Annotated in this window: 23 protein-coding genes; 7 read left to right on the top strand and 16 right to left on the bottom strand. The window is 71.8% G+C overall.

Features of this window, described 5'->3' with window-relative positions:
• Nucleotides 1-731 precede the first annotated feature (731 nt).
• The 3 genes from Ade02nite_RS33655 to Ade02nite_RS33665 all read right to left on the bottom strand — a co-directional run bounded on the left by Ade02nite_RS33655 (nt 732) and on the right by Ade02nite_RS33665 (nt 3,527).
• Nucleotides 732-2,159 carry an MFS transporter gene (locus Ade02nite_RS33655; RefSeq protein ID WP_239169244.1) on the bottom strand — a complete coding sequence of 476 codons (1,428 nt, stop codon included), beginning with the start codon at nt 2,157-2,159 and terminating at the stop codon, nt 732-734.
• Between the two features lie 47 nt (nt 2,160-2,206).
• The gene (locus Ade02nite_RS33660; RefSeq protein WP_203772669.1) at nt 2,207-2,674 is read right to left on the bottom strand and encodes a MarR family winged helix-turn-helix transcriptional regulator; all 468 of its coding nucleotides are present in this window, start codon (nt 2,672-2,674) and stop codon (nt 2,207-2,209) included.
• A 157-nt stretch (nt 2,675-2,831) separates the two neighbouring features.
• Nucleotides 2,832-3,527, bottom strand: coding sequence for a CTP synthase C-terminal region-related (seleno)protein (locus Ade02nite_RS33665; RefSeq protein ID WP_203772671.1), 696 nt, complete (start codon nt 3,525-3,527; stop codon nt 2,832-2,834).
• Nucleotides 3,528-3,598: 71 nt separating this feature from the next.
• Here Ade02nite_RS33665 and Ade02nite_RS33670 point away from each other — a divergent pair, with 71 nt between their 5' ends.
• Together Ade02nite_RS33670 and Ade02nite_RS33675 are read left to right on the top strand one after the other, a co-directional pair.
• Nucleotides 3,599-4,474 (top strand): LysR family transcriptional regulator, encoded by an 876-nt coding sequence (locus Ade02nite_RS33670; RefSeq protein WP_203772673.1) that lies wholly within the window; start codon nt 3,599-3,601, stop codon nt 4,472-4,474.
• Nucleotides 4,475-4,515: 41 nt separating this feature from the next.
• Nucleotides 4,516-5,670: an alpha/beta hydrolase family protein gene (locus Ade02nite_RS33675; protein ID WP_239169245.1), complete on the top strand. Its 1,155-nt coding sequence runs from the start codon at nt 4,516-4,518 to the stop codon at nt 5,668-5,670.
• 171 nt (nt 5,671-5,841) lie between these two features.
• On the opposite strand, the gene Ade02nite_RS33680 is transcribed toward Ade02nite_RS33675, so the two are convergent.
• The 3 genes from Ade02nite_RS33680 to metF all read right to left on the bottom strand — a co-directional run bounded on the left by Ade02nite_RS33680 (nt 5,842) and on the right by metF (nt 8,185).
• Entirely contained in the window at nt 5,842-6,540 is a 699-nt protein-coding gene (locus Ade02nite_RS33680; protein WP_203772675.1) for a SprT-like domain-containing protein, read from the bottom strand.
• 80 nt (nt 6,541-6,620) lie between these two features.
• Nucleotides 6,621-7,265 (bottom strand): CDP-alcohol phosphatidyltransferase family protein, encoded by a 645-nt coding sequence (locus tag Ade02nite_RS33685; protein WP_203772677.1) that lies wholly within the window; start codon nt 7,263-7,265, stop codon nt 6,621-6,623.
• A 2-nt stretch (nt 7,266-7,267) separates the two neighbouring features.
• Nucleotides 7,268-8,185: a methylenetetrahydrofolate reductase [NAD(P)H] gene (gene metF, locus Ade02nite_RS33690; RefSeq protein WP_203772679.1), complete on the bottom strand. Its 918-nt coding sequence runs from the start codon at nt 8,183-8,185 to the stop codon at nt 7,268-7,270.
• 50 nt (nt 8,186-8,235) lie between these two features.
• Between metF and Ade02nite_RS33695 the strand changes: the two genes are divergently transcribed.
• A complete protein-coding gene (locus tag Ade02nite_RS33695; RefSeq protein WP_203772681.1) occupies nt 8,236-9,300 on the top strand; it encodes a polyprenyl synthetase family protein in 1,065 nt (354 codons plus the stop codon).
• Between the two features lie 3 nt (nt 9,301-9,303).
• Here the strand turns inward: Ade02nite_RS33695 and Ade02nite_RS33700 are convergent, their stop codons facing one another.
• A complete protein-coding gene (locus tag Ade02nite_RS33700) occupies nt 9,304-9,654 on the bottom strand; it encodes an Rv2175c family DNA-binding protein (protein ID WP_203772683.1) in 351 nt (116 codons plus the stop codon).
• Nucleotides 9,655-9,690: 36 nt separating this feature from the next.
• On the opposite strand from Ade02nite_RS33700, the gene Ade02nite_RS33705 reads away from it, so the two are divergent.
• The 3 genes from Ade02nite_RS33705 (at nt 9,691) to Ade02nite_RS33715 (ending at nt 13,477) form a co-directional block, all read left to right on the top strand.
• A complete protein-coding gene (locus Ade02nite_RS33705) occupies nt 9,691-10,458 on the top strand; it encodes a hypothetical protein (RefSeq protein ID WP_203772684.1) in 768 nt (255 codons plus the stop codon).
• 113 nt (nt 10,459-10,571) lie between these two features.
• Nucleotides 10,572-12,509 (top strand): Stk1 family PASTA domain-containing Ser/Thr kinase, encoded by a 1,938-nt coding sequence (pknB, locus tag Ade02nite_RS33710; protein WP_203772686.1) that lies wholly within the window; start codon nt 10,572-10,574, stop codon nt 12,507-12,509.
• Entirely contained in the window at nt 12,500-13,477 is a 978-nt protein-coding gene (locus Ade02nite_RS33715) for a deoxyribonuclease IV (RefSeq protein WP_203772687.1), read from the top strand. The genes pknB and Ade02nite_RS33715 overlap by 10 nt, the downstream gene beginning before the upstream one ends.
• Here Ade02nite_RS33715 and Ade02nite_RS33720 read toward each other — a convergent pair.
• The 5 genes from Ade02nite_RS33720 to Ade02nite_RS33740 all read right to left on the bottom strand — a co-directional run bounded on the left by Ade02nite_RS33720 (nt 13,363) and on the right by Ade02nite_RS33740 (nt 19,521).
• Nucleotides 13,363-13,605 (bottom strand): hypothetical protein, encoded by a 243-nt coding sequence (locus tag Ade02nite_RS33720; RefSeq protein ID WP_203772689.1) that lies wholly within the window; start codon nt 13,603-13,605, stop codon nt 13,363-13,365. The two genes, Ade02nite_RS33715 and Ade02nite_RS33720, sit on opposite strands and share 115 nt — an antisense overlap.
• Before the next feature lie 1,183 nt (nt 13,606-14,788).
• Entirely contained in the window at nt 14,789-15,292 is a 504-nt protein-coding gene (locus tag Ade02nite_RS33725; protein WP_239169246.1) for a hypothetical protein, read from the bottom strand.
• A gap of 213 nt (nt 15,293-15,505) precedes the next feature.
• Nucleotides 15,506-16,534, bottom strand: a complete 1,029-nt coding sequence (locus tag Ade02nite_RS33730) for a threonine aldolase family protein (protein WP_203772691.1) — start codon at nt 16,532-16,534, stop codon at nt 15,506-15,508.
• Nucleotides 16,527-17,933 (bottom strand): class II 3-deoxy-7-phosphoheptulonate synthase, encoded by a 1,407-nt coding sequence (locus Ade02nite_RS33735; RefSeq protein WP_203772693.1) that lies wholly within the window; start codon nt 17,931-17,933, stop codon nt 16,527-16,529. The genes Ade02nite_RS33730 and Ade02nite_RS33735 overlap by 8 nt, the downstream gene beginning before the upstream one ends.
• Nucleotides 17,934-18,051: 118 nt before the next feature.
• Complete coding sequence (locus Ade02nite_RS33740; RefSeq protein ID WP_203772695.1) at nt 18,052-19,521, bottom strand: glycosyl hydrolase family 18 protein; 1,470 nt, start codon at nt 19,519-19,521, stop codon at nt 18,052-18,054.
• A 217-nt stretch (nt 19,522-19,738) separates the two neighbouring features.
• Here Ade02nite_RS33740 and Ade02nite_RS33745 point away from each other — a divergent pair, with 217 nt between their 5' ends.
• Nucleotides 19,739-20,416 (top strand): DUF429 domain-containing protein, encoded by a 678-nt coding sequence (locus Ade02nite_RS33745; protein WP_203772697.1) that lies wholly within the window; start codon nt 19,739-19,741, stop codon nt 20,414-20,416.
• On the opposite strand, the gene proC is transcribed toward Ade02nite_RS33745, so the two are convergent.
• The 4 genes from proC to Ade02nite_RS33765 all read right to left on the bottom strand — a co-directional run bounded on the left by proC (nt 20,413) and on the right by Ade02nite_RS33765 (nt 23,510).
• The gene (gene proC, locus Ade02nite_RS33750; RefSeq protein WP_203772699.1) at nt 20,413-21,234 is read right to left on the bottom strand and encodes a pyrroline-5-carboxylate reductase; all 822 of its coding nucleotides are present in this window, start codon (nt 21,232-21,234) and stop codon (nt 20,413-20,415) included. The two genes, Ade02nite_RS33745 and proC, sit on opposite strands and share 4 nt — an antisense overlap.
• A gap of 59 nt (nt 21,235-21,293) precedes the next feature.
• A complete protein-coding gene (locus Ade02nite_RS33755) occupies nt 21,294-22,322 on the bottom strand; it encodes a 6-phosphofructokinase (RefSeq protein ID WP_203772701.1) in 1,029 nt (342 codons plus the stop codon).
• A gap of 147 nt (nt 22,323-22,469) precedes the next feature.
• Nucleotides 22,470-22,967, bottom strand: a complete 498-nt coding sequence (locus Ade02nite_RS33760) for a pyridoxamine 5'-phosphate oxidase family protein (RefSeq protein ID WP_203772703.1) — start codon at nt 22,965-22,967, stop codon at nt 22,470-22,472.
• Between the two features lie 54 nt (nt 22,968-23,021).
• A complete protein-coding gene (locus Ade02nite_RS33765) occupies nt 23,022-23,510 on the bottom strand; it encodes a polyadenylate-specific 3'-exoribonuclease AS (protein WP_203772705.1) in 489 nt (162 codons plus the stop codon).
• Nucleotides 23,511-23,527: the final 17 nt, after the last annotated feature.

The following is a 23,527-nucleotide window of genomic DNA, read 5'->3' on the forward strand; positions in this document are numbered from 1 at the left end:
CCAACCCCTCCAACCCCTCCAACCCCTCCAACCCCTCCAACCCCTCCAACCCCTCCAACCCCTCCAACCCCTCCAACCCCTCCAACGACGTCAGCATAGCCAGCTTGTCAACGATCTATTGACAATGACGACCGCAGACGGGTGAATCAACAGAGGAAGGAATCCGGTCAGTTGGAAACCAAGCGGACAAGAGGATGGGAAGGGCCGGGGGCGGGAAGGGACCGCTGGGAGAGGCCGGGCCGGAGAGGCCGGGCCGGAGAGGCCGGGCCGGAGAGGCCGGGCCGGAGAGGCCAGGCGGGAGAGGTTGGGCCGGAGAGGCCAGGTGGGAGAGGTTGGGCCGGAGAGGCCAGGCGGGAGAGGCCGGGCGGGAAGAGCCGGGCGGGAAGAGCCGGACGGGAAGAGCCGGACGAGAGAGGCCAGGCGAGAGAGGCCAGGCGAGAGAGACCGGGCGGGGCGAGCGACAGCACTGAGGACCAAGACGATCGACAGAACGAGCGACGGGACCAGCGACGACAGGAGGGGCCAAACGAGCGACGGAGCCAGCGACGAAACGAGGGTCCAGGAGATCAACAGGACGAGCGACGCGGCCAAGAACGACACGAGGGCGACCCGAGCGACAGGACGAAGGGAGACCCGAGCAGGAAGCACAGGCGAGTCAGACAGGGTGGCCGGACGAGCCCGGGCAAGGAAGGCCAAAAGAACCAATCCGAACCCGAGCCCAGAGAGCCGACTCAGGCCGAAGCAAGAACCACCGACTCCCCCGCCGCCAACCGAGGCGGACGGCGCAGCAGCACCACGGCAAGCACCAGCGCCACCACCACGAACCCCGCAGCCACCAGAAACGCCGTGGTGTAGCCGGCGTGCAAGGCCCCGACCCCAGGCGCACCCGAGGCCGACGCGCGAGTGGCAGCAACCGCCGCGAGCAGCGACAACCCCAGCGCTCCCCCAGCCTGCTGGGCCGTGTTGCTGAAGCCGGAGACCATGCCCGTCTCGGCGGGGGCCGCCCCGGCCATGGCCAGCATGATGACCGAGGGGATGGTGACGCCGATGGCGAGCCCCATCACGATCAACGGCGGGAGCATGTCGATCGCGTACGACGGATGCACCGGCACCCGGGCGAGCAGCAGCAGGCCCGCCGCCAGCGTCGCCAGGCCGCCGATCAGGACCGGGCGCGGGCCGAAGCGGCCCGTCAGCCGGGCCGCCACGAAGAGCGAGACGAGGCCGATCACCACCGGGGTGGGCAGGAACGCCAGGCCGGTGCCGAGCGCGTCGTAGCCCATCACCTGCTGGACGAAGAGCGCGTTCACGAACTGGAAGCCCATCCCGGTCGCGAAGACCAGCACCACCACGGCGTTCGAGCGGAGCAGCCAGCCTCGCCCCAGCAGGCGGAGCGGGATCAGCGGGCGGCGCGCCGTGCCCTGCCGCACCAGGAAGGCCAGGATCAGGGTCACGGCCGCCGCTCCGGTCACGCTTGCGGGCACGAGAGCTCCGGGCGATCCGGTACGCGTGATCGCGTACACCCCGAGCGAAAGCCCCACGGTGATCAGGACCGCGCCGGGGGTGTCGAGGCCGGCGCCGAGGCCGAGGCCCTGCTCGCGGGGCAGCACCTTGCGGCCGGCGAGCCAGACGAGCACGCCGATCGGGACGTTGATCAGGAAGATGACGGGCCAGCCGAGCGCGTCGGTGAGCACGCCGCCGACCACGAAGCCGAGGGCCGCGCCGCCCGCCTGCGTGAAGCTGTAGATGCCCATCGCGCGGGCCTGTTCGCGGGGTTCCGGGAAGAGCCGGACGATCATGCCGAGGACCACGGCCGCGGCGAACGCGCCGCCCGCGCCCTGCAGGAAGCGGCCCGCGATGAGCAGGCCCGCGCTGGTCGCCAGCCCGCAGAGCAGGCTCGCAGCGACGAAGAGGCTCAGCCCGGCGAGGAACACTCGCCAGGCGCCGAGCAGGTCGCCGAGCCGCCCGGCGAGCAGGAGCAGGCCGGCGAAGGCCAGGAGGTACGCGTTGACCACCCACGAGACGCCGGCCGGGGAGAAGCCGAGCTCGCGCTGAATGTCCGGCAGGGCGACAGCCACGATCGTGCTGTCCAGAACGATCATCAACGACATGGCGCACAGGACCGCGAGAGCGGCCGCGCGACGGGGCACGGAAGGACTCATGGCCCGACCGTAACAGATAATCCGCTACCGGACTATCTCTTAGCTCATTATCTGTTTCGTGCCCTTCGCACGGGCTGGGGGCCGGGGTCGCGCGGGGCCTCCGCGAGCAGGTCGAGGGCCTGGACGAGCGCCGCCCGCGCCTCCTGCGGCAGACCGGCGAGCGCCTCGGCGTGCACGCGGTCGACGATCTCCTGCCCCTCGGCGGCGGCCAGGCGGCCCTTCTCGGTGACCGCGATGATCCGCGCCCGGCGGTCGGTGGCCGACTGCCGGCGCTCGGCGAGGCCGCGTCTCTCCAGCTCGTCCACCGTGCTGACCATGGTCGTCTTGTCGAGGTCGGCCAGCGCCGCGAGCTGGATCTGGGTGCGCTCCTCCTCGAGCGCGTGCAGGAGCACGCACTGCATGCGAGGCGTCAGGTCGACCTCGGAGAGCGCGGCGGCGAGCCGGTTGGAGAGCGCGTGCCCGGCCACGTTCAGCAGGCCGGTGATGTCGCGCTCGGTGCGTTCGGGGGCGGGCATGAATGCAGCATAGCCCGGATCATCCGCTACGGGATGATCCGGGAAGGCGGCTCGGGCCGGGACGGTTGGCGGGCCTGCCCCCGTGTCGGCCCGCCGGCCGTCCCGGCGGCTCCGATGTGGACAACCGTACGAGTGCCCGCCGTGACCGGACAAGCGATTAACGAGCCGATGCCCAGGCCGCGCGGGCGAAGCCCCGGATCACCGGGTGCGGATCGGTGCCGTCGCCGGCCAGCTCCGGCTGAAACAGGGTGGCCAGGTAGAACGGGTGCCCGGGCAACTCGGCCACCCGTACCTCGCCGTCGTCGTCCGCCCCCGAGAAGCGCATGCCGTGCGCGCGCAGCAGGTCGAGGTAGCCGGTCGCGATGCCGTAGGAGCAGTGGTAGCGCTCGATCGTGCGCGACGCGCCGAGCAGCGACTCGGCGAGCGACCCGGCGGCCAGGTTGACCGCGCCCTCGTGCCCGACCAGCGAGCAGGAGAGCTCCGCGATGAGCGCGTCGCCCCCGCCGTCCTCGTTCTCGGCGTGCCGGGCCGCCGGCAGGGCGCAGACGTCCCGCGCGAACTCGAGCATGGCGTGCTGGAAACCCCCGCACGTGCCGAGGAACGGGATTCCTTCCGTACGCGCGATCCGGGCCGCCGTCACGGCGCCGGCTTCACTCCTGTACGGGCTTCCGGGCGTCAGCCAGATGCCCGCGTAGCCGCTGAGCACCCCGGGCTCGGCCGCCTCGGGCGTCGGCACCCAGTACACGTCCAGGTCCACCTGCTCGCGCTCGCGCAGCGCCTCGATGATCGCCGGAATGCGCGAGTGCGCCCGTACCGCCGAAGATCTGTCTCCTACCAATGCGATCGCCTTCATGCGACCATGCTCGCGCCGACCCGAGATCAGGTCCAACGATCGATGATGACGTCGGCATTAGCATCGCTGATGTGGACCCTCACCTGCTCCGGACCTTCCTCGCGGTCGCCGAGACCGGCTCGTTCAGCGCCGCCGCCGAGCAGCTCCGCTACACGCAGTCGGCCGTCTCGCAGCAGATCGCCGCGCTCGAGGCCGACCTGCGCACCCCGCTGCTGACCCGCCGCCCCGTGGCCCTGACTCCGGCGGGCGAGCGGCTCCGGGGACATGCCTCGATCCTGCTGGTACGCCTCGCGGCGGCTCGCGCCGACGTCACCCGAGCGGTCGCACCGCCCGGCCGCCTGATCGTCGCGCTCACGCCGCTCGCCTGGCACCCCGCGCTGGCCGACGCGCTCGCGCTGCTGCGTACCGAATCGGCGCGACTGACGGCCCGGCTGCGCCTCGCCGAGCGGGACCAGGTGGTGGCGGCAGTCGCCACCGGCGAGGCCGACCTGGGCCTGGTGGACGGCTTCACCGCCCCCAGCGACCCGCTGCGGCTGCCCGACACGGGCGGCGCCCGGGCGATCGGCGTCGCGGAGAGCCCCGCCGTGGTCGCCGTCGCCGCCAGCCACCCGCTCGCCCGGCGCCGGCGGGTGGACCTGAGCGACCTCGCCGACGCGTACTGGATCGACGCCCCCGCCGTGGCCGCACACACCCGCCTCCCGGTCGACGGCCTGCGCCCGGGCCTGCGCTACGACGGCCAGGACGTGACGGTCCTGGCCGGCCTGGCAGCCGCCGGCCACGGCCTGGCCGTCCTGCCGGAACCGCTGGTCACCACCCATCCGTCGCTCACCGGCGTGCCCATCTCGGCCCCGCGCCTCGTGCACCGCGTGGAGCTGGTGCGCATCCCCGCCCACCTCACCGGCGGCGAGCCGGCCGCCCGCCTCGCCGCCCTCATCGAACACCGTTGATCACAGCGGGGACACAGCAAGCCCTCGCGAAGATCCCAGCCATGTCCACCATGAACCGAACACGACTGTGGCATCGATTCGCGGCACTGCCGGTCCTGGCGCTCGCGGCGGCCGTTCTGCCCGCGCCCGCGGCGACGGCAGCGACGGCGACGGCGGCCGCGCCGCCCGAGGCCGTGCTGGAGTTGCCGGAGCCCGGCGGGCCCTATCGGGTCGGCGTCACCGACCTGCACCTGGTGGACCGCCACCGGGCGGATCCCTGGGTGCCGGAGCGCCGGCGCGAGCTGATGGTGTCGCTCTGGTTCCCGGCGGCGAGCCGGGGCGGGACGCCCGACCGGTACGTCAGCGCCGCGGAGTCCCGCGCCATCCTCACCGAGTTCGGGATGACCGACGTCCCCGCGGATCTGCTCAGCGGCGTCCGGGTCCACGCGCGCACCGGCGTCCGCCCGCTGGCCCGGCCGGGTGGCTGGCCGCTCGTCGTGCTCTCGCCCGGCTTCTCGCAACCGCGCAGCTCGTTGACCTCCCTGGCCGAGGACCTGGCCAGCCGGGGCTACGTCGTCGCGGGCGTCGACCACACCTACGAGGCGGCGGCCGTGACCTTCCCGGACGGCCGCGTCGCCGGCTGCTCGGTGTGCCGGCTGGAGGAGGCCGGCAAGCTGGACCAGGAGTACCTGGTGCGCGGCCGCGCCCAGGACATCTCCTTCGTGCTCGACGAGCTCACCCGCCGCCGCACCGGCGTTCGTGTCGACGCGGACCGGATCGCGGTCGTCGGCTATTCGGTCGGTGGTGCCGCCGCGGCCGCCGCGATCCAGCGGGACCGCCGGATCGACGCGGGCGCGAACATCGACGGCACGTTCTTCCCGGCCATCACGAAGGATCTCGGCCGCCCGTTCCTGATGATCGGCTCGGATCTCGACCGCGGCGCCGCGAACGACCCCACGTGGGCCGCGTCGTGGGCGCACCTGACCGGATGGCGCCGCTGGCTCACGGTGACCGGCTCCACCCACGGCTCGTTCCCCGACTACGGCGTCATCGGCGACCAGCTCGGCCTGCCGTCCCCGCCGCTGTCCGGCGAGCGCGCCACGGAGATCACCCGGCAGTACGTGGCCGCGTTCGCCGGCCGCCACCTTCGGCACCACCCGTCGCCGCTGCTGAACGGCCCGTCGGCGGACTACCCCGAGGTCGTCTTCGAGCGGTGACCGTCAGCACGGGGCCGCCAAGGGGATCGAGGCGAGCATGGCCGGGCCGACGACGATCCGGATGCCGGTGACCCGCCGCCCCGCGACGGTGCGGGCGACGACCGAGAGCGGGGTCCAGCGCCCGGTCCTGTGACGAGCGCCGGGGCGAGGTGACAGCGGCCCGGCTCGGCGTCAGTCGCGGCCGGGGGCGGTGACCGGCTGGGCGGCGGTGAAGGCGACGCTCAGCAGCCCCGCCCTCGTGCGCACCTGATAGCGGCTGCGGCCGCGTTTCTCGACGGTGCCGGTGAGGCCCGCGTACTTGCCCGTGCCCATCAGGCGGACGCGGTCGCCGACGCCGACGAGCGCCGGGGCCCCGGCCGGCTCGGGCCGGCCGCGGCTCAGCCGGGCCAGCTCGGCCTCGTAGCGCGGGTCCATCTCGGCCGGGCCGCCGCGGAAGGTCCAGGTGTAGCGGGCGGACAGGTCGAAGCGGGGCGAGCACTGCGGGCACGAGCGGACGCGGACCGGGCGGCGGTGGGCCGTGGTGCGGTGGCCGGCCGGGCAGACGCCCACCCACGGGCCGTCGACCTGGGGCGCGTCCGCCGGGAGGCAGCGGCCGCCGGTGTAGCCGATGCGCCGGGCGATCGTGCGCCACACCCGGTCGTGGCCGTGCCCGGAGCCGGCGAGCGCGTGCGCGATCTCGTGCAGCATCGTCTCGGTGACCTGCTCCGGGGAGTACAGGGCGACCAGGGGCCGGGACAGGGTGATCTCGCGGCGGTCGGAGCGGCAGGCGCCGGCGCGGGTCTTGGCGTTGTCGAACACCAGCCGCCAGCCGGTCAGCCGGTGCCGGGCCATCAGACCCGTCGCGAGTTCCCGTGCTTCGCTGAGGTCCAAACCGCGCTACTCCTTCGGCACACGAACTTTTCCCCGGGCGATGGTGCCACGAGCTCGGCCGCGCCGCGGTATGCCCCTCGTCACGGGCGCAGCGCTCGCCGGATCGCCACCGCCAGCTGGACGGCGGCGACCAGCGCCAGGAGCAGCCAGATCGCCGCCGCCACGGTGATCAGGGCCGGCAGCGCGGCGGCGGCGAGCAGGCCGAAGATGGCCACCAGGACCCGGGTGGGGCGCTCGGCGACCGTGACCACGCCGATCTCGGACATGCCCGCGGCGGTGGCGCGCGCCCGGGCGTACTCGTGCAGCCAGCTGGTGGCGCCGCCCAGCGCGACCAGCCAGCCGGGGGCGCCGGCCAGCCAGAACGCGGTCAGCCAGGCCAGCTCGCCGAGGCGGTCGGCCACCGAGTCGTAGACGTAGCCGAGCCGGGTGGTGCGCCCGCTGATCACGGCGACCGCACCGTCGAGGCTGTCGGCGAGGGCGGCGGCCAGCGCCAGGAGCGCCGCCAGCAGCAGCCCGGGGCGGCCGAGCAGCACCGCCGCCGGCATCGAGAGACACAGCGCCAGCCCCGCGGTGGTCACGGCCATGGGGCCGACGCGGTGACGGACGAGCCAGGAGCCTGTGCCGTACGCGATGCGCACCCACCCGCGCACCAGCGGCGACGCGCGCCGCGGGTCGAAGCCGCCGTGCAGGCCCGACCAGGTGGCCGCGTACTCCTCCCAGAGCACCTTCAGACGGCCGCGGCCGTGGCGGTCAGCAGCTGCCAGACCTCGCGCGTCGCGGTGGACCGGTTGAGCGTGATGAAGTGGACGCCGGGCACGCCCTCGGCGAGCAGGCGGGCGCACATCTCGGCGCAGACCTCGACGCCGAGGGCCCGCACCGCGGCCTCGTCGTGGGCGACCGCCTCGAAGCGGGCTCGCAGGGCCGCCGGGAACGGGGCGCCGGACAGCTGCGAGGAGCGCTCGATCGTGGCCATGCGCGTCACGGGCATCACGCCGGGGACGATCGGGGTGTCGCAGCCGGCCGCCGCCACGCGGTCGCGCAGCCGCAGGTAGTCGTCGGCGTCGAAGAACATCTGCGTGATGGCGAAATCGGCACCGGCCCGGCATTTGCCCACGAAGTTGCGCGTGTCCGACTCGACATCGGCGGAGCGCGGGTGCTTGTACGGGAAAGCGGCCACCCCGACGCTGAAGTCGCCGGCCTCCTTGACCAGGCGCACCAGGTCCTCGGCGTAGAGCACGCCCTCGGGGTGGCGGACCCACTCGCCCATCGGGTCGCCGGGCGGGTCGCCGCGCACGGCCAGCACGTTGCGGATGCCCGCGCCGGCCAGCCGCCCGATGACGTTGCGCAGCTCGGCGACCGAGTGGTTGACGGCGGTCAGGTGGGCCATGGGCAACAGCGTCGTCTCGGTGGCCACCCGCTCGGTCACGGCCACTGTCGTGTCGCGGGTGGTGCCGCCCGCCCCGTACGTGATGGAGACGAAGTCGGGGCGCAGGGACTCGAGCTCACGGATGGCGCGCCACAGCAGACGCTCGCCCTCGGGCGTCTTGGGCGGGAAGAACTCGAACGAGAACGTGGGCTCGGGCCCGGCGATCAGGTCTCCGATCGCGGGCGTGCCGGGCAGGCGCGAGGGCAGTCCGAGAGCCACACCCCGACTCTACCGTTCGCAGCTCACCGCACTTCGGCTAGCGTTCTGGCGTGCTCCCCACCGATGCCGCCGACCTGCGTGCCCGAGTCGACAAGGCGCTCGCCGCCTTCCTCGCCGCGCAGCGCGACCGCCTGACCACGATCGATCCGGCGCTGGCGGAGGTCTCGGCCGCGCTCGAGGACTTCGTGCTGGGCGGCGGCAAGCGGCTGCGGCCCGCGTTCGCCTACTGGGGGTTCCGGGGTGCCGGCGGCGCCGACTCCGACCAGGTCGTGAGCGCCGTGGCCGCGCTGGAGCTGGTGCAGGCCAGCGCCCTGATCCACGACGACCTGATGGACCGGTCGGACACCCGGCGCGGCGAGCCGTCGGTGCACCGGCGCTTCGAGCGGCTGCACACGTCGGCCGGCTGGCGGGGCGGCGCGGCCGCGTTCGGCGACAGCGCCGCCGTCCTGCTGGGCGACCTGTCCCTGGTGTGGTCGGACGAGCTGTTGCAGACCTCGGGCGCGGGGGTGGCCGAGATCACGCGGGCGCGGCCGATCTTCGACGAGATGCGCACCGAGGTGACCGTCGGGCAATACCTGGACGTGCTCACCCAGGCGACGGCGGACACGTCCGTCGAGCGCGCCGGCAAGGTGGCCCGCTTCAAGTCGGCGAAGTACACGGTCGAGCGGCCGCTGCTGTTCGGCGCCGCCCTCGCCGGGGCGAGCGACGACCTGTTCGCCGCGTACTCGGCGTTCGGCCTGCCGCTGGGCGAGGCGTTCCAGTTCCGCGACGACGTGCTCGGCGTCTTCGGCGACCCGGCACAGACCGGCAAGCCGGCCGGCGACGACCTGCGCGAGGGCAAGCGGACCTACCTGGTCGCGGCCGCCTTCGCCGGGCTGGACGAGCCGGGCCGGGCCGAGCTCGACGCGGGGCTGGGCGACCAGGGCCTCGACGACGACGGCGTACGCCGGTTGCGCGACCTGATCCGCGCATCGGGCGCGCTCGCCGCCACCGAGGAGCGCATCGGCCAGCTCATGGCCGACGCGCTGGCCGCCCTGGACGCGGCCGAGATCGACGACGAGGCGCGCACGGTGCTGCGCCGGCTCGCCGACGCCGCCACCCGCCGCACCGTCTAGGAACTAGAAGCCCAGAGCCTGGGCTCGCCTCTTCACCTCGCGGGCGCGATGCCCGCCCAGGCCCTTGGCGGCGTTGCCGTCGAGCGCCTCGTCGGGCTCGTAGAGCCACCGCAGGGCCTCTTCGTCGTTGTACCCGGCGTCGCGCAGCAAGGTCAGGACGCCGGGGAGGTGCTTGAGCACGGTGCTGTTGGCAACGAGATCCGCGGGAACGACGCGGACGTTGTCGCGCTTCACCGCGAGCAGCTGCCCGTCGCGAATCATCTGGTGCACCTTGCTGATCGACACACCGAGCTTCGCGGACACGTCCGGCAGGTTGATCCACTCGGCCGGTCCGGCGGTTACGGAATCGCTCACTCCTACAGCGTGCCAGAAGAGCGGAGAGACAACCCCATGAGCCTGCTGCGCAGGACCCGTACGGAGCTGGCCGGCGCGTGGCGATCGCTGCGCTACGACATGGGCCGGGCCCCCGCCGAGCCGCCCGCGGACGGCCCGGACGTGACGTCCACGGGGATGAGCACGTTCGGCGCCATCCCCGCTCTCGCCGAGGCCGAGCCGCGTCCCGTGCCGCACCGGCGGCCGAGGCGGGCGCTGGCGGTGACCGCGTTCGGCACGGTCACGGTGGCCGGGGCGGCGGGGGCCTACCTGGCGGTGGTGAACGGGCTGGGGTCGCTGCTGTCGGAGACGCCGGCGGCCGCGGACACGTTCCCGGCCCGGCCCGCCGCCACCGCGAACGCCCGCGCCGCCGCGGGGCCGGCCGCTACCGGGCAGCAGCCCTCGATCACCACCCGGCCCGTCCTGCCGGCCGAGGCTCCGGCCGCCGGCACGACCACCGCCGGAGCGCCGCCGGCGCCGGTCGCCGGTGTCGGCGGCGTCACTGCCGCGACTCCCCCGCCACCGCCCTCGTCCGTGCGGACAATTCCGGCAAGTCCGATGCAGACGCCTCGGCGGCCCGGCCGGCCGGAGTGCCACTGCGCCACGCCGCCGCCCGTGCCGACCCCAACGGCCCCCACGTCGTCGCCGTCGCCGACCCCGTCACCCTCGCCGTCGTCATCGACGACCGTCGAGCCGTCGCCGAGTGAGACGAGCGCCACTCCGGGCGAATCGGTGGAACCCAGCCCGAGCTGGCAGGGCCGCCGCCACCGCCGGCATAACGACTGAATCCTCTTTCGTCCGGGCAAATGTCCCGGTTGGCGACCAGGCGCGTACCCGTTTGGACTCAGCTATGACATCCTGGTCTGCCCCCACACGAAAGACACATACACTTCACGCCGATGGACACCACAGTCGCCGACACGTTGATCGGCACGACGATTGACGGCCGCTACCGGATCACCGGTCGCGTCGCCCGTGGTGGCATGGCGACCGTCTACACGGCCACCGACGAACGACTCGAGCGCACCGTCGCTTTGAAGATCATTCACCCGTCGCAGGCCACGAACGTCCACTTCGTCGACCGTTTCACCGACGAGGCCAAGACGATCGCCCGGCTCACCCACCCCAACGTCGTCGCCGTGTACGACCAGGGCCGCCACCAGGGCCTGCCCTACCTCGTCATGGAGTACGTGCAGGGCCGCACCCTTCGCGACCTGCTCACCCAGCGGCGCCGGCTCAACCCGGTCGAGGCGCTGGCGATCCTCGAGCAGATGCTCGCCGCGATCGCCGCCGCCCACCGGGCCGGTCTGGTGCACCGCGACGTGAAGCCCGAGAACGTGCTCGTCGCCGAGGCGCCGAGCGGCGGCGTCGGCAACCTGGTCGACGCCGTCGTCAAGGTGGCCGACTTCGGGCTGGCCCGCGCGGTCGAGGCGAGCAGCGCCGACGACTCCGGCCAGCTGATGGCCACGGTGGCCTACGTCGCGCCCGAGCTGGTCACCGACGGGCACGCCGACGCGCGCACCGACGTCTACTCCGCCGGCATCGTGCTGTTCGAGATGCTCACCGGCCGGGTGCCGTTCGACGGCGACGACCCGGTCGCGGTCGCCTGGCAGCACGTGGACAACGACGTGCCCGCGCCCTCCGGCGTGGTCAAGGGCCTGCCCTCCGTGCTCGACGACCTGGTCGCCCGGGCCACCCGCCGCGACCCGGGCGCGCGGCCCACCGACGCGGGCGCGCTGCTCGCCGAGGTGCAGACGGTCCGCGACGACCTCGGCGCGGCGAACGTGGAGACCGCGCTGCTGCGCCAGGTGCCCGCGTCGCGCACCGCCGTGGCCGACGCCACCACCGTGGTGCCCGCCGTCACCGACCGGCCCACCTGGGCACGCCTGCCCGGCCAGGCGCCCGCGCGCGGCCAGGAATACACGGCCGGCCGCGTCCCCCGCTCGCGCTCCCGCAGCGGCGGCGTCGACCGGCGCAAGATCTTCCTCTCGGCCGCCATCGCCCTGATGCTGATCGTGGTCATCGGCAGCACGTGGTGGGTCTTCCTGGGCCGCTACAGCGACGCCCCGACCATGGTCAACATGACAAAGGCCCAGGCCGAGCTGTACGCCAAGCAGAACGGCTTCGACCTGTTCTACGCCGAGGGCCAGTTCAGCGAGAACGTCGCCAAGGACACGGTCGTCGCCCAGGACCCGGCCGCCGGCGAGCGGATCGTCCGCGGCGGCGCCATCACGCTGACGCTGTCGCTGGGCAAGGAGCGCTTCGCCGTGCCCGACCTGGCCGGCCTCGAGCTGACCGCCGCGCAGGGCGAGCTCGAGCAGATGGGCCTGAAGATCAAGAAGGGCGGCCACCAGTACAGCGACACCATCCCCGAGGGGGCGGTGATCTCGTCGGACCCCAAGAGCGGCACCGAGCTCAAGCGCGGCGACACCGTCACGGTGGTCACCAGCGACGGCAAGGCGCCCATCCAGGTGCCCGAGCTCGTCGGCAAGAACATCAACGACGTGCGCAACGAGCTGGCCGGCCTGGGCCTGCAAGCGCAGGAGCGTTACAAGGACAGCGACCAGCCCGCCGACACGGTCATCGCGCAGACGCCCAAGCCGGGCACCGGCGCGGCCCGCGACGACGTGGTGACCCTCGACGTGAGCAAGGGCCCGCCGCTGGTCACCGTTCCCGACCTCACCAACCAGCCCTGCCGGCAGGCCGAGGCGACGCTGCGCGGCATGGGCCTCAACGTCCATATCGACTTCAACGCCGACGCTTTCGTCCGCAGCCAGCAGCCCGGCGGCAACACCCCTGTCGCACCGGGCAGCGAAGTAAGGATCCAGTGCTTCTAGACCGCCGTATCGGTTCACACACCAAGACGTCGGGAGGGCTCGCCAAGGCGGCCCTCCCGTACGTCGACGCCGCGGGGTCCGAGACCCTTCAGGTGTACGTCTCCAACTCGCGCGGCTGGGCCCTCCCGGCCGGCGACCCGAAGCAGGACACGCTGTTCCGCGACGGCTGCGGCGAGCGCGGCGTCCCCGCGTACATCCACGCCTCCCTGCTGGTGAACCTCGGCTCGCCGACGGAGCTGACGGTGGAGCGCTCGGTGGCCGTGCTGTCGCACGCGCTCGACCGGGGCAAGGCGATCGGCGCGACGGCGGTGGTCTTCCACGCGGGCAGCTCGGTCGACGCCGAGCACGACGACAAGGCGTTCCATCAGCTGCACGAGGCCCTGCTGCCCCTGCTCGACAAGGCGGCGGCCGAGGGCCTGCCCCGCCTGCTGGTCGAGCCGAGCGCCGGCGGCGGCCGCAGCCTCGCCTCCAAGGTGCAGGACCTCGGCCGCTACCTCGACGCGGTCGACAACCACGAGTGGCTCGGCGTCTGCTTCGACACCTGCCACGCCTGGGCGGCCGGCCACGACCTGGCCAGGCCCGGCGGCATGACGGAGACCCTGGACGCCCTGGTGGCCACGGTCGGCCGCGACCGCCTCCAGCTGATCCACGCGAACGACTCGAAGGACGACTGCGGCTCCACCCGAGACCGCCACGAGACCATCGGCGCGGGCCGCATCGGCACGGCCCCCTTCGCCGAGCTCCTGACCCACCCGGCCACCCAGGGCGTCCCCGTGATCGTCGAAACCCCCACCGTCGACCACGAGGGCCACGCCGCGGACATCGCCCTCCTCAAGTCCCTGCGCCCGCCGGCCTACTCCGCTGCGGCCTCGTCCGCCTCCGCCTCCTCCTCGTGCACCGGCGACGAGGTGAGCAACTCGAACTCCCAGCGCTCGGCCAGCTCGTCCCCCTCGTCGGCCTCGAGGTAGCTGCGCACCCGCACCCCGAGCCCCAACTGGTTCGCGGCCCGCAGATGCTCGGTCACGTCCTCGACGCTGGTCAGGTAGTGCGTGGCGATGACGTCGGGCTGCACGGCACTCTCATCAAGATCGGTCACCGCACCAGGGTACGAGCCTCACGACGCTCCCGCCGACTACGCCACCGGGGAGGGACACCGTCTCGAAGGACACTGTCTCGAGGAACGCCGCCATGAGCGGCCTCGCCACGGTGAGCGGCCTCGCCACGGTGAGCGGCCTCGCCGCCAATCGACCCAGCTGCGACCAACCCTCCGTGACCGGCCCACCCTGACCGACCCGCCGTCAACGACCGCCCTGACCGACACGCCCTGACCGACACGCCCTGACCGACACGCCATGACCGACACGCCATGAGCGACTCGCCCTTGACTGACCCGCGTAACCGCCCCGCCGTGAGCGACCCGCCGTTGAGCGACCCGCCGTTGAGCGATCCGCCGTTCAGCGATCCGCCGTTGAGCGATCCGCCGTGAGCGATCCGCCGTGAGCGATCTCTATCAGCGCCCGCCGTGAGCAGCCCCGCAGTCAGCGGCCCACCGAGGCAACCAGCCACGAAAGACCAGGTCCTGGAGGACGCCGCAAAGGCGCGAAGGCGTGCCCCGGAGCGCGCCGGCCCAAGCCGGTGAGGTGCCTCATATGATCAACTCCACGCGAATGTCGGACAAATAGCCCCATCTTCCATCAGACCCACCCCGGGACAGGGCGCCATCGACTTCTGTGATTCCTTTCCGCAACGCATTACTCGCTGCGGAGGGCTGTCTTGAAATTGGCATGATCGTTCGTTGGCATGTGACCTTCATGGTGCGAGATAATGGTTTATGGCACAGCTCGGACTGCTCTCCAGCTCGCAAATCGCGGCCCTGCACGACCGCGCAAAGTCGCGTCGTTCTTCGCCGGCTCGGGAGGCATTCCGGCGCGACCACGCACTCGTCGGCGCTGGAGCCCGCGCAGCGGTGGCGCCCACTCCGCCGCGCAGGGAGCGCCAAGCAGCTCGGCACCGACGACGCCGGACGATTAGGTGCCGACAGCTGGCGACGAGGCAGCCGCAAACGCCAGATGATGAGGTGGCGACGGTTGGCGACGAGGCGCCGGCAACGCCTCGCCGCGAGACGCCGCCCGCAATGATTCTCACGTCTCCGCCGAAAGGAGCCGCGGCGGGCATCGCAACACATTAGTTCGGCCGGTCTTGCGGTTCTTTTATTACACAAATCAGGGAACGCCAATTCGGAAGAGAGGGTATGCGGAGGACATCTCCAGAACCAGAAGTCACATGCGGGCGTAATTGCTTGACGCCGGCCGAGTCGGGAGGAAACCGATGGCGTCGGCGTAATAGAGCGAACCCTCCAGATGAAACGCGATCTGCCGCGGCGACCAGCCCTCGCCGTCGCGGTGGTCGAGGGCGTCCTCGGAGGCGGCGCGCAGGCGCAGCTCGAACAGCTGGGCCAAGCGGGTGAGGCGGCTTCGTGCCTCGTCGAGGTCTTCGGGGGTGAAGGGGGCCAGGTCGGCGGCGGTGGTGATGGCCGAGGCGTGCCAGTGGTCGGGGATGGTGGGGGCGCCGGCCAGGCGGGCCTCGATCTCGGCCAGGTGGTCGATCAGGTGGTCGGTGATGCGGCGGATCGCCTTGTGCGGGGTGTAGAAGCGGTCGTCGACGGGCACCGGCGTGCCGTCCCAGGCCGACCAGGTGGCGGCTCGGGACAGGCAGTCCTCGATCATGGCGGTGACCACGTCGGCGGGGTGGCGGGCGTCAGTCTCGGGGGTGTCGTCGTCCATGGCCCCATGAGAGCAGGCGAGAGCTTCGGCGCCCGCCGAAACGAAGGGCTCACCGAGGGAAAGGCCCGCCGACGACGCGAGGGGCGCGCCGAGGCAAAGAGCTCGCCGAAACGAAGGACCCGCCGACGCGAGAGGCTCACCGAAGCAAAGAGCTCGCCGAAACGAAGAACCCACCGACGGGAGAGGCTCACCGAAGCGAACGGCCCCCGCGCGTCAGAAGGAGCCGGCGAGGAGGCCGCCGAGCACGACGATCGCCTGATCGATGCCCTCGTCGTCGACGTCGAGGTGGGTGACGACGCGGGCGATGTGGGGCAGCATCGGGGCGATCAGGACGCCCTGCTTCGCGGCCTGCGCCGCCAGCGTGGGGGCGTCCAGGGAGGACTTCGACAGGTCCAGCGGCACCAGGTTGGTGCGGATGCGGGACGGGTCGACGACGCCGAGCGGGGCCAGCGCCTCGGCCAGCTTGCGGGCTCTGGTGTGGTCCTCGGCGAGGCGGGTGATGTGGTTGTCCAGGGCGTGGCGGCCTGCGGCGGCCAGGATGCCGACCTGGCGCATGCCGCCGCCCATGCGCTTGCGGAGGACGCGGGCCCGGGCGATGTGGTCGCGGCTGCCGACGATCAGCGAGCCGACCGGGGCGCCGAGGCCCTTCGACAGGCACACCGAGAGCGTGTCGAAGCAGGCGCCGTAGGCGGCCAGCGGCACCCCGTCGGCGATGTGCGCGTGCCAGATCCGGGCGCCGTCGCAGTGCAGCGCGACACCCGACTTCTGCGCCACGTCGCGCAGGGCCTGCAAGGTCGCCAGCGGTACGACGGTGCCGCCGCCCAGGTTGTGGGTCTGCTCGACGGCGATGGCCCGGGTCGGCACCGACGGATAGCCGGCGGGGCGGATCATCGCGGCGATCTGGTCCACGTCGAGGTCCGCGCCGACCGAGGGCCAGGTGCGCGTCGAGATGCCCCCGATCGCGGCGGCCGCGCCCACCTCGTACGTGACGACGTGCGCGTCCGCACCGGCCAGCAGCTCGCCGCCCGGCGGGACGTGCAGCTGCAACGCGATCTGGTTGGCCATCGAGCCGCTCGGCGCGAACAGCGCCGCCTCGTGGCCGAACAGCCCGGCCACGTACGCCTCGAGGTCGTTGACCGTCGGGTCGTCGCCGAAGACGTCGTCGCCCACCTCGGCCTCGGCCATGACCGAGCGCATGGCCCGGGTGGGGCGGGTGACCGTGTCAGAACGTAGATCAACCACGAAGCATCTCCGCGACGAGGAACGCGAGCTCGAGGCTCTGCTGGGTGTTGAGACGGGGATCGCAGGCGGTCTCGTAGCGGTCCGGCAGGTCGAGGTCTTCGATGCCCTGGGCACCGCCGAGGCACTCGGTCACGTCCTCGCCGGTCAGCTCGATGTGGATGCCGCCGGGGTGGGTGCCGAGCGAGCGGTGCACCTCGAAGTAGCCGAGCACCTCGTCGACGATGCGGTCGAAGTGGCGGGTCTTGTAGCCGTTCGACGACTCGTGGGTGTTGCCGTGCATCGGGTCGCACTGCCAGACGACCTTGGCGCCGGCCGCGTTGACCTTTTCGACGATCGGGGGCAGCGCGTCGCGGACCCGGCCGTTGCCCATGCGGCTGATCAGGGTGAGCCGGCCGGGGACGTTGCCCGGGTTGAGCTTCTCGCACAGCTCCAGCGCGGTCTCCGGCGACGTGCCCGGGCCCAGCTTCACGCCGATCGGGTTGGCGATGCGGCTGATGAAGTCGATGTGCGCGTGGTCCAGCTGCCGTGTCCGCTCCCCCACCCACAGGAAATGACCGCTCAGGCCGTACGCCCTGCCGTCGCTGACCCGGGTGAGCGCGCGGTCGTACTCCAGCGCGAGCGCCTCGTGCGAGCAGTACAGGCTCACCGTACGGAGGGCCTCGTTGTCGGTCATGCCGCAGGCGCGGATGAAGTCGAGCGCCCGGTCGATCTCGCGCGCGATGGCCTCGTAGCGCTCACCGGCCGGCGAGGCCCGCACGAAGTCCTTGTTCCAGTCGTGCAGCCCGTGCAGGTCGGCGAGACCCCCAGCGAGGTACGCCCGGAGCATGTTCATCGCGGCGGCGGAGTTCGCGTACGCCCGGATCATCCGCTGCGGGTCGGCCTTGCGCGCCGCCTCGTTCGCGTCGAGCGAGTTGATCAGGTCGCCCCGGTAGGCCGGCAGGCCGAGCGAGTCGGTCGGCGACGAGCGGGGCTTCGTGTACTGCCCGGCGACCCGCGCGACCTTGACGACCGGCATGGAGGCGCCGTACGTGAGCACGACCGCCATCTGGAGCAGCGTGCGCGCGTTCGCCAGCAGGTGGCTCTCGGTGTTGTCCGCGAACGTCTCGGCGCAGTCGCCGCCCTGGAGCAGGAACGCGCGCCCCTCGCACACCTCGGCGAGCTTGACGCGCAGCTGGTCGACCTCGTAGGGCGCGACGATCGACGGGACGTTGTCGAGCACCTGGCAGACGGAGGCGACCTCGTCCAGGTCCTCCCACGGCGGCATCTGCACGCGGGGCAGGCCGCGCCAGACGTCGAGGCCGAGTGCGGAGTCCTCGGCGGAGTCGGTGGACGGGCGGGAGGTCTGCAACGCGGCGTTGCCGACCCCCGGGTACGAAAGCTGATGCCACTCACGGCGCATGACCGAAAGCCTACGAGTGCGGGGCACCGAGCTTGCGCCCGGTGCCCCGCTTCTCACCTGAGGAGATGAGCCGTCCAACCACCCCGCCCGCCACCCTTGGGCGGACTGAGGGCTGAATCTAAAGGTTGTTCTTGATGGCCGTGATCAGCTCACCGTTCGACGTGTCGCCCGAGAACTCCCAGAAGAACGCGCCGGCCAGGCCCTGGTTCTTCGCGTAGGTCATCTTGCCGGCGATGGTCGACGGGGTGTCGTAGCTCCACCAGTTGCTGCCGCACTTCGCGTACGAGGTGCCGGCGACCGTGCCGGTGGGCGGGCAGCTGCCCTTGAGGACCTTGTAGTCCTCGATGCCGGCCTCGTAGGTGCCGGGCGCCGCGCCGGTCGCCGTGCCGCCCGGGCCGGCCTGGGTGACCCCGGTCCAGCCGCGGCCGTAGAAGCCGATGCCGAGCAGGATCTTGCTGGCCGGCACGCCCTTGCTCTTGAGCTTCTGGATCGCCGCGTCGGAGTAGAAGCCGGCCTGCGGGATCCCGGTGTACGAGGTGAGCGGCGAGTGCGGGGCGGTCGGGCCCTGCGCGTTGAAGGCGCCGAAGTAGTCGTACGTCATCGGGAAGACCAGGTTGAGCTTCGAGATGCCCGAGGCGTAGTCGGCCACGTCCATCTTGCCGCCGTTCGAGCCGTCCGCCGTGATCGCCGAGGTGATCAGGAAGCTCGAGCCGAACTTGTTGCGCAGCGCGGTGATCACGTTGTTGTACGCGGCCGGGCCGCTGGCGTCGCAGGTGAGGCCGCAGGCGTTCGGGTACTCCCAGTCGATGTCGATGCCGTCGAAGACGTCGGCCCAGCGGGAGTCCTTGACCAGGTTGTAGCAGGAGTTGGCGAACGCGGTCGGGTTCGCCGCGGCCTGGGTGAAGCCGCCCGACCAGGTCCAGCCGCCGAACGACCAGATGACCTTGATGTTCGGGTAGAGCTTCTTCAGCTTGCGCAGCTGGTTGAAGGAGCCGCGCAGCGCGCCGGCGTCCCACGTGTCGGCGACGCCGTCCACGCTGTTGGCCGCGGTGTACGCCATGTCGTAGTCGGCGTAGGAGTCACCGATCGTGCACTGGCCGCCGGTGGTGTTGCCGAACGCGTACAGGATGTGCGTCAGCTTCGACGCGGAACCCGAGGTGACCAGGTTCTTGACGAAGTACTGCCGCTGGTAGACGCCCCACTGGGCGAAGTAGCCGACGACGTTCTTGCCGCTGGAGGTGGGCGGCGTGGTCGTGGGCGGGGTGGTCGGCGGCGTCGTGGGCGGGGTGGTCGGCGGGGTCGTCGGCGGGGTGGTGGGGGGTGTCGTGGTTCCGCCGCAGACGCCGTTGTCGATCCAGACATCCCACTGGCCGCTGTGCGTGGCGGGCGACTCGTTCTGCGTCCACCACTTGGCGGTGTAGTTGTGGCCGTTCTGCGAAGCGACGTTGTCCTTGACGTAGGTGGCGGTGGAGGACCAGGCGGGGGCACAGGCCGCAGCGGCCGACGCCTGGGTCGCCGGGACCGTGGCGGTCGCCGCGACCACCACGATCGCCGACACCAGGGTGGCGCGGCGGAGGGATTTCTGCACTTCTGTCTCCTCGTGAACAGTTAGGAAAGTTTCCTGAAAGTTCGTTGAGGAGACGGTAGTCACACACATTCACAGTCGTCAAGATGGTGTGAAGGGATTACGCAAAGGCTTAACTTTGTCGAGCGCACCGCTACGGGGTGCACACCAACGGACACAACGCGTAGTCTTCGGTCATGACCATCTTCGACGTCGTAGCCCTCGAGCCCGCGCGCCGCCGATGACCATCCGAGTTATCGGAGTCGATGCCTACGCCCTCGGCTGGGTCGGGGTCGAGCTTCGCGACGGCGCCTTCGGGCGGGCCGTGCTGGCCTCCACGCTCTACGAGATCGTCGCCGGCAGCTCCGGCGCGTCCGTGATCGGTGTGGACATCCCGCTCGGCATGCTGCCCGACACGTGGCGCGCCGCCGACACGCTCGCCGCCGACCAGCTCGGCCCCCGGCGCGGCAGCGTCTTCCGCGTGCCGCCGCGGGCCGTCTGGCAGGAGTCCGACTTCGCCGCCGCCAATCGGCTCTGCCGCGAGCTGACCGGCGCCGGGCTCAGCCGCCAGTCCTGGGCGCTGCGGCCCAAGCTGCTCGAGGCGAACGCGATCTGGGAACGGCACCCCGGGCTCCTCTTCGAGGCACACCCCGAGGTCTCCTTCCGCACCATGGCGGGCGAGCCTCTGCAGTACGCCAAGAAGACGTGGACCGGCCAGGCGCGCCGCCGCGAACTGCTCGCGCGCAACGGCATCGTCCTGCCCGACCAGATCGGCCCGGCCGGTCAGGCCCCGCCCGACGACATCCTCGACGCGGCGGCGGTCGCCTGGTCGGCGCACCGGATGGCCACCGGGACGGCCCTGAGCCACCCGTCGCCCCCGGAGGAGAACAACGGGTCGAAGATCGCTATCTGGTATTAGCTGGGGCCGGACATCTCGGTCGCGATGGCGCGCGCACGGTCGCGAGCGGCCTCGAGGGCGGTGAGGAAGGCCGCGCGCACGCCGTGGACCTCGAGCTCGCGGATCGCCGAGATGGTGGTGCCCGCCGGCGAGGTGACCGCCTCGCGCAGCTTGACCGGGTGCTCGCCGGAGTCGCGCAGCATGGTCGCCGAGCCGATCGCGGTCTGCACGACCAGCTCGTGGGCCACCTGGCGGGGCAGGCCGAGCAGGATGCCCGCGTCGATCATCGCCTCGACGAGCAGGTAGAAGTAGGCCGGGCCGGAGCCGGAGAGCGCGGTCACCGCGTCCTGCTGGGACTCGGGGACCCGCAGGGTGCGGCCGAGCGGGCGGAAGATCTGCTCGACGACCGTCAGGTGGTCGACCGTCGCGTACGGGCCCGGGGAGACCACCGTCATCGCCTGGTCGACCAGCGCCGGGGTGTTGGTCATGACCCGCACGATGGGGATGCCGCCGGGCAGGCGGTCGGCGAAGAAGCTGGTGGGCAGGCCGGCGCAGAGCGACACGACGAGCTTGTCCGGCGGCACCTTGGAGCCGAAGTCGTCGAGCAGCTTGCCCGCGTCCTGCGGCTTGACGGCGATGAGCAGCACGTCGGCCTGGGTCACCGCGGTCAGGTTGAGCACCGGGCGGATGCCGTAGCGGTCGGCGAGCTCCGCGGCCCGCTCGGGGCGGCGGGTGGTGGCCAGCAGCTGCTGCGCCGGCCAGCCGGAGCGCAGCAGTCCGGACAGGACCAGCTCGCCGAGCTTGCCCGCGCCGATGACGGCGACAGTTTGCGTGGTCATTCCCGCCCCTTGTATGACAAGAGGGCGGCCGAGCGGCCGCCCTCCGATGAAGCCGTCTGTCAGCTGCCGAAGAAGACCTCGGCCTCTTCGTACCGCGAGAGCGGAACGGTCTTGAGCTCGCCGGTGCCCTCGATCAGCGGCACGCGCACGATGTCGGTGCCCCGCAGCGCCATCATCTTACCGAAGTCGCCCTCGTGGACGGCGTCGATCGCCTGGAGGCCGAAGCGGGTCGCGAGCACCCGGTCGAACGCCGACGGGGTACCGCCGCGCTGGATGTGACCGAGGACGACGGTGCGCGCCTCCTTGCCGGTCTTCTCCTCGAGCTGCTCGGCGAGCCACTGGCCGATGCCGCCGAGGCGGACGTGGCCGAACGAGTCGAGCTCCTTGCTCTGCAGCGCCATCTGGCCGTCGAGCGGCTGGGCGCCCTCGGCGACGACCACGATCGGCGCGTACTCGACCTGGAAGCGCTTGGTCACGTAGGTGGCGACCTGGTCGACGTCGAACTGGCGCTCGGGCAGCAGGATCACGTTGGCGCCGCCGGCGAGGCCGGCGTGCAGGGCGATCCAGCCGGCGTGCCGGCCCATGACCTCGACGACCAGGGTGCGGTGGTGCGACTCGGCGGTGGTGTGCAGCCGGTCGATCGCCTCCATCGCGATGTTGACAGCGGTGTCGAAGCCGAAGGTGAAGTCGGTGGCGTTGAGGTCGTTGTCGATCGTCTTGGGCACGCCCACGACGTTGACGCCGAGGTCGGTGAGCTTGGTGGCGACGCCGAGGGTGTCCTCGCCGCCGATCGCCACGAGGGCGTCCACGCCCTGCTCGGCCAGGTTGGCCTTGATCTTCTCGACACCACCGTCGATCTTGAACGGGTTGGTGCGCGAGGAGCCCAGGATCGTGCCACCGCGGGGCAGGATGCCGCGGACCTCGGCGATGCCGAGCGGCTTGGTCAGACCCTCGAGCGGGCCCTTCCAGCCGTCGCGGAACCCGACGAACTCGTGGCCGTAGACGGCGACGCCCTTGCGCACAACCGCCCGGATGACCGCGTTGAGACCGGGGCAGTCGCCGCCGCCGGTGAGCACGCCGATACGCATGATTGCTCGTCCTCCCTGATTTTCAGGTACGAGATGCAGGAAGCCCGCTGAGCCCCAGGGAGCGAGTGATCGGCAGCGTTGCCGGGCCCGGGGCGGGCCGCAAGCCGAACTTTAGCGGTCCGGCTCACACCGCCCCGAAGCGCCCCGCTACAGCCTGACGGTTTCGTTCTCTCCCGCGTCCGGGGTCTTTCCGGTTACGGCCGCTTTGGCATAGCCCAGCATCGTGACGACCTTCGAACTGTGCGCCGCCGCCCAGTACTCCGCGGTCTCCGCGTGCACCTTGACCAGCGTAAGCTCCGGCGTCTCCAGTCCGTCCGGGAACCACGCTTTCAGCGCCGGGCTCCAGAGCTCCTTGGCCTTCTCCGGGTTGTCGGTGCGCACGGCCGTGCCCGAGATGGAGATCCAGTTGTTCTGCTTCTGGTCACTGAACGCGACGTTCACCTGGGGGTGCAGGCCGATCTCCTGGACCAGGTCGGCGTTGCTGTACGTGAAGAACCACAGGTCGCCGTCGAACTCGACGTCCTGCAGGGCCATCGGGCGGCTCACGTGCTTGCCGTCGGCGGTCATCGTGGTGAGCATGCAGATGCGCGCGTCCGCGACCATCTGCTTGACCTTCTCGCGCTGCTCCTGCTCGGTGTCAGTCATGGCCGTGCCATTCCCCCGGCGGGGCCGGTCAAACGAGCGCCGGCCGTACGAGGGTCAGCCGCCCATGGCACGCCAGCGCGCGAGGTTGTGCCTCGCGTCGACCAGCGCGTCGTGCCGGCCGGACATCGTGGGCAGCGGCGGGCGCCCCCGGTCGTCCCAGAGCTGGCGGAGGTCCTTGGTGAAGCGCGGGATGTCGCGCGGCAGCGCGGGCATGGCACCCCAGAGCTGGGCGAGCGCGACGTGGTCGTAGGCGGCGAACCACGCCCACAGCTCGATCTGCTCGTCGCGGCCCTCGACCGGCTCGGCCAGGAACGCGTACAGGTCGTCGCGGATCCGCTCGCGGGAGCGCCACGCCTTGTCCGAGGGCGAGGGGAGCTTGTCGAGGACGTTACGGCGCACCCAGGGGATCGCCTTGCTGTCGTCGAACTCGGTGCTGACCGCGTAGAACTCGCGGCCGAACTCGTCGACCACGCCGATCGAGACCAGGTCGATGGTGCGCCCGTCCTCGATGAACTCGCAGTCATAAAAGTAGCGGTATGGCATCGGGGCACATCTTCCAG

Origin of the sequence: Paractinoplanes deccanensis, assembly GCF_016862115.1 — a bacterium.
GTDB lineage: Bacteria > Actinomycetota > Actinomycetes > Mycobacteriales > Micromonosporaceae > Actinoplanes > Actinoplanes deccanensis.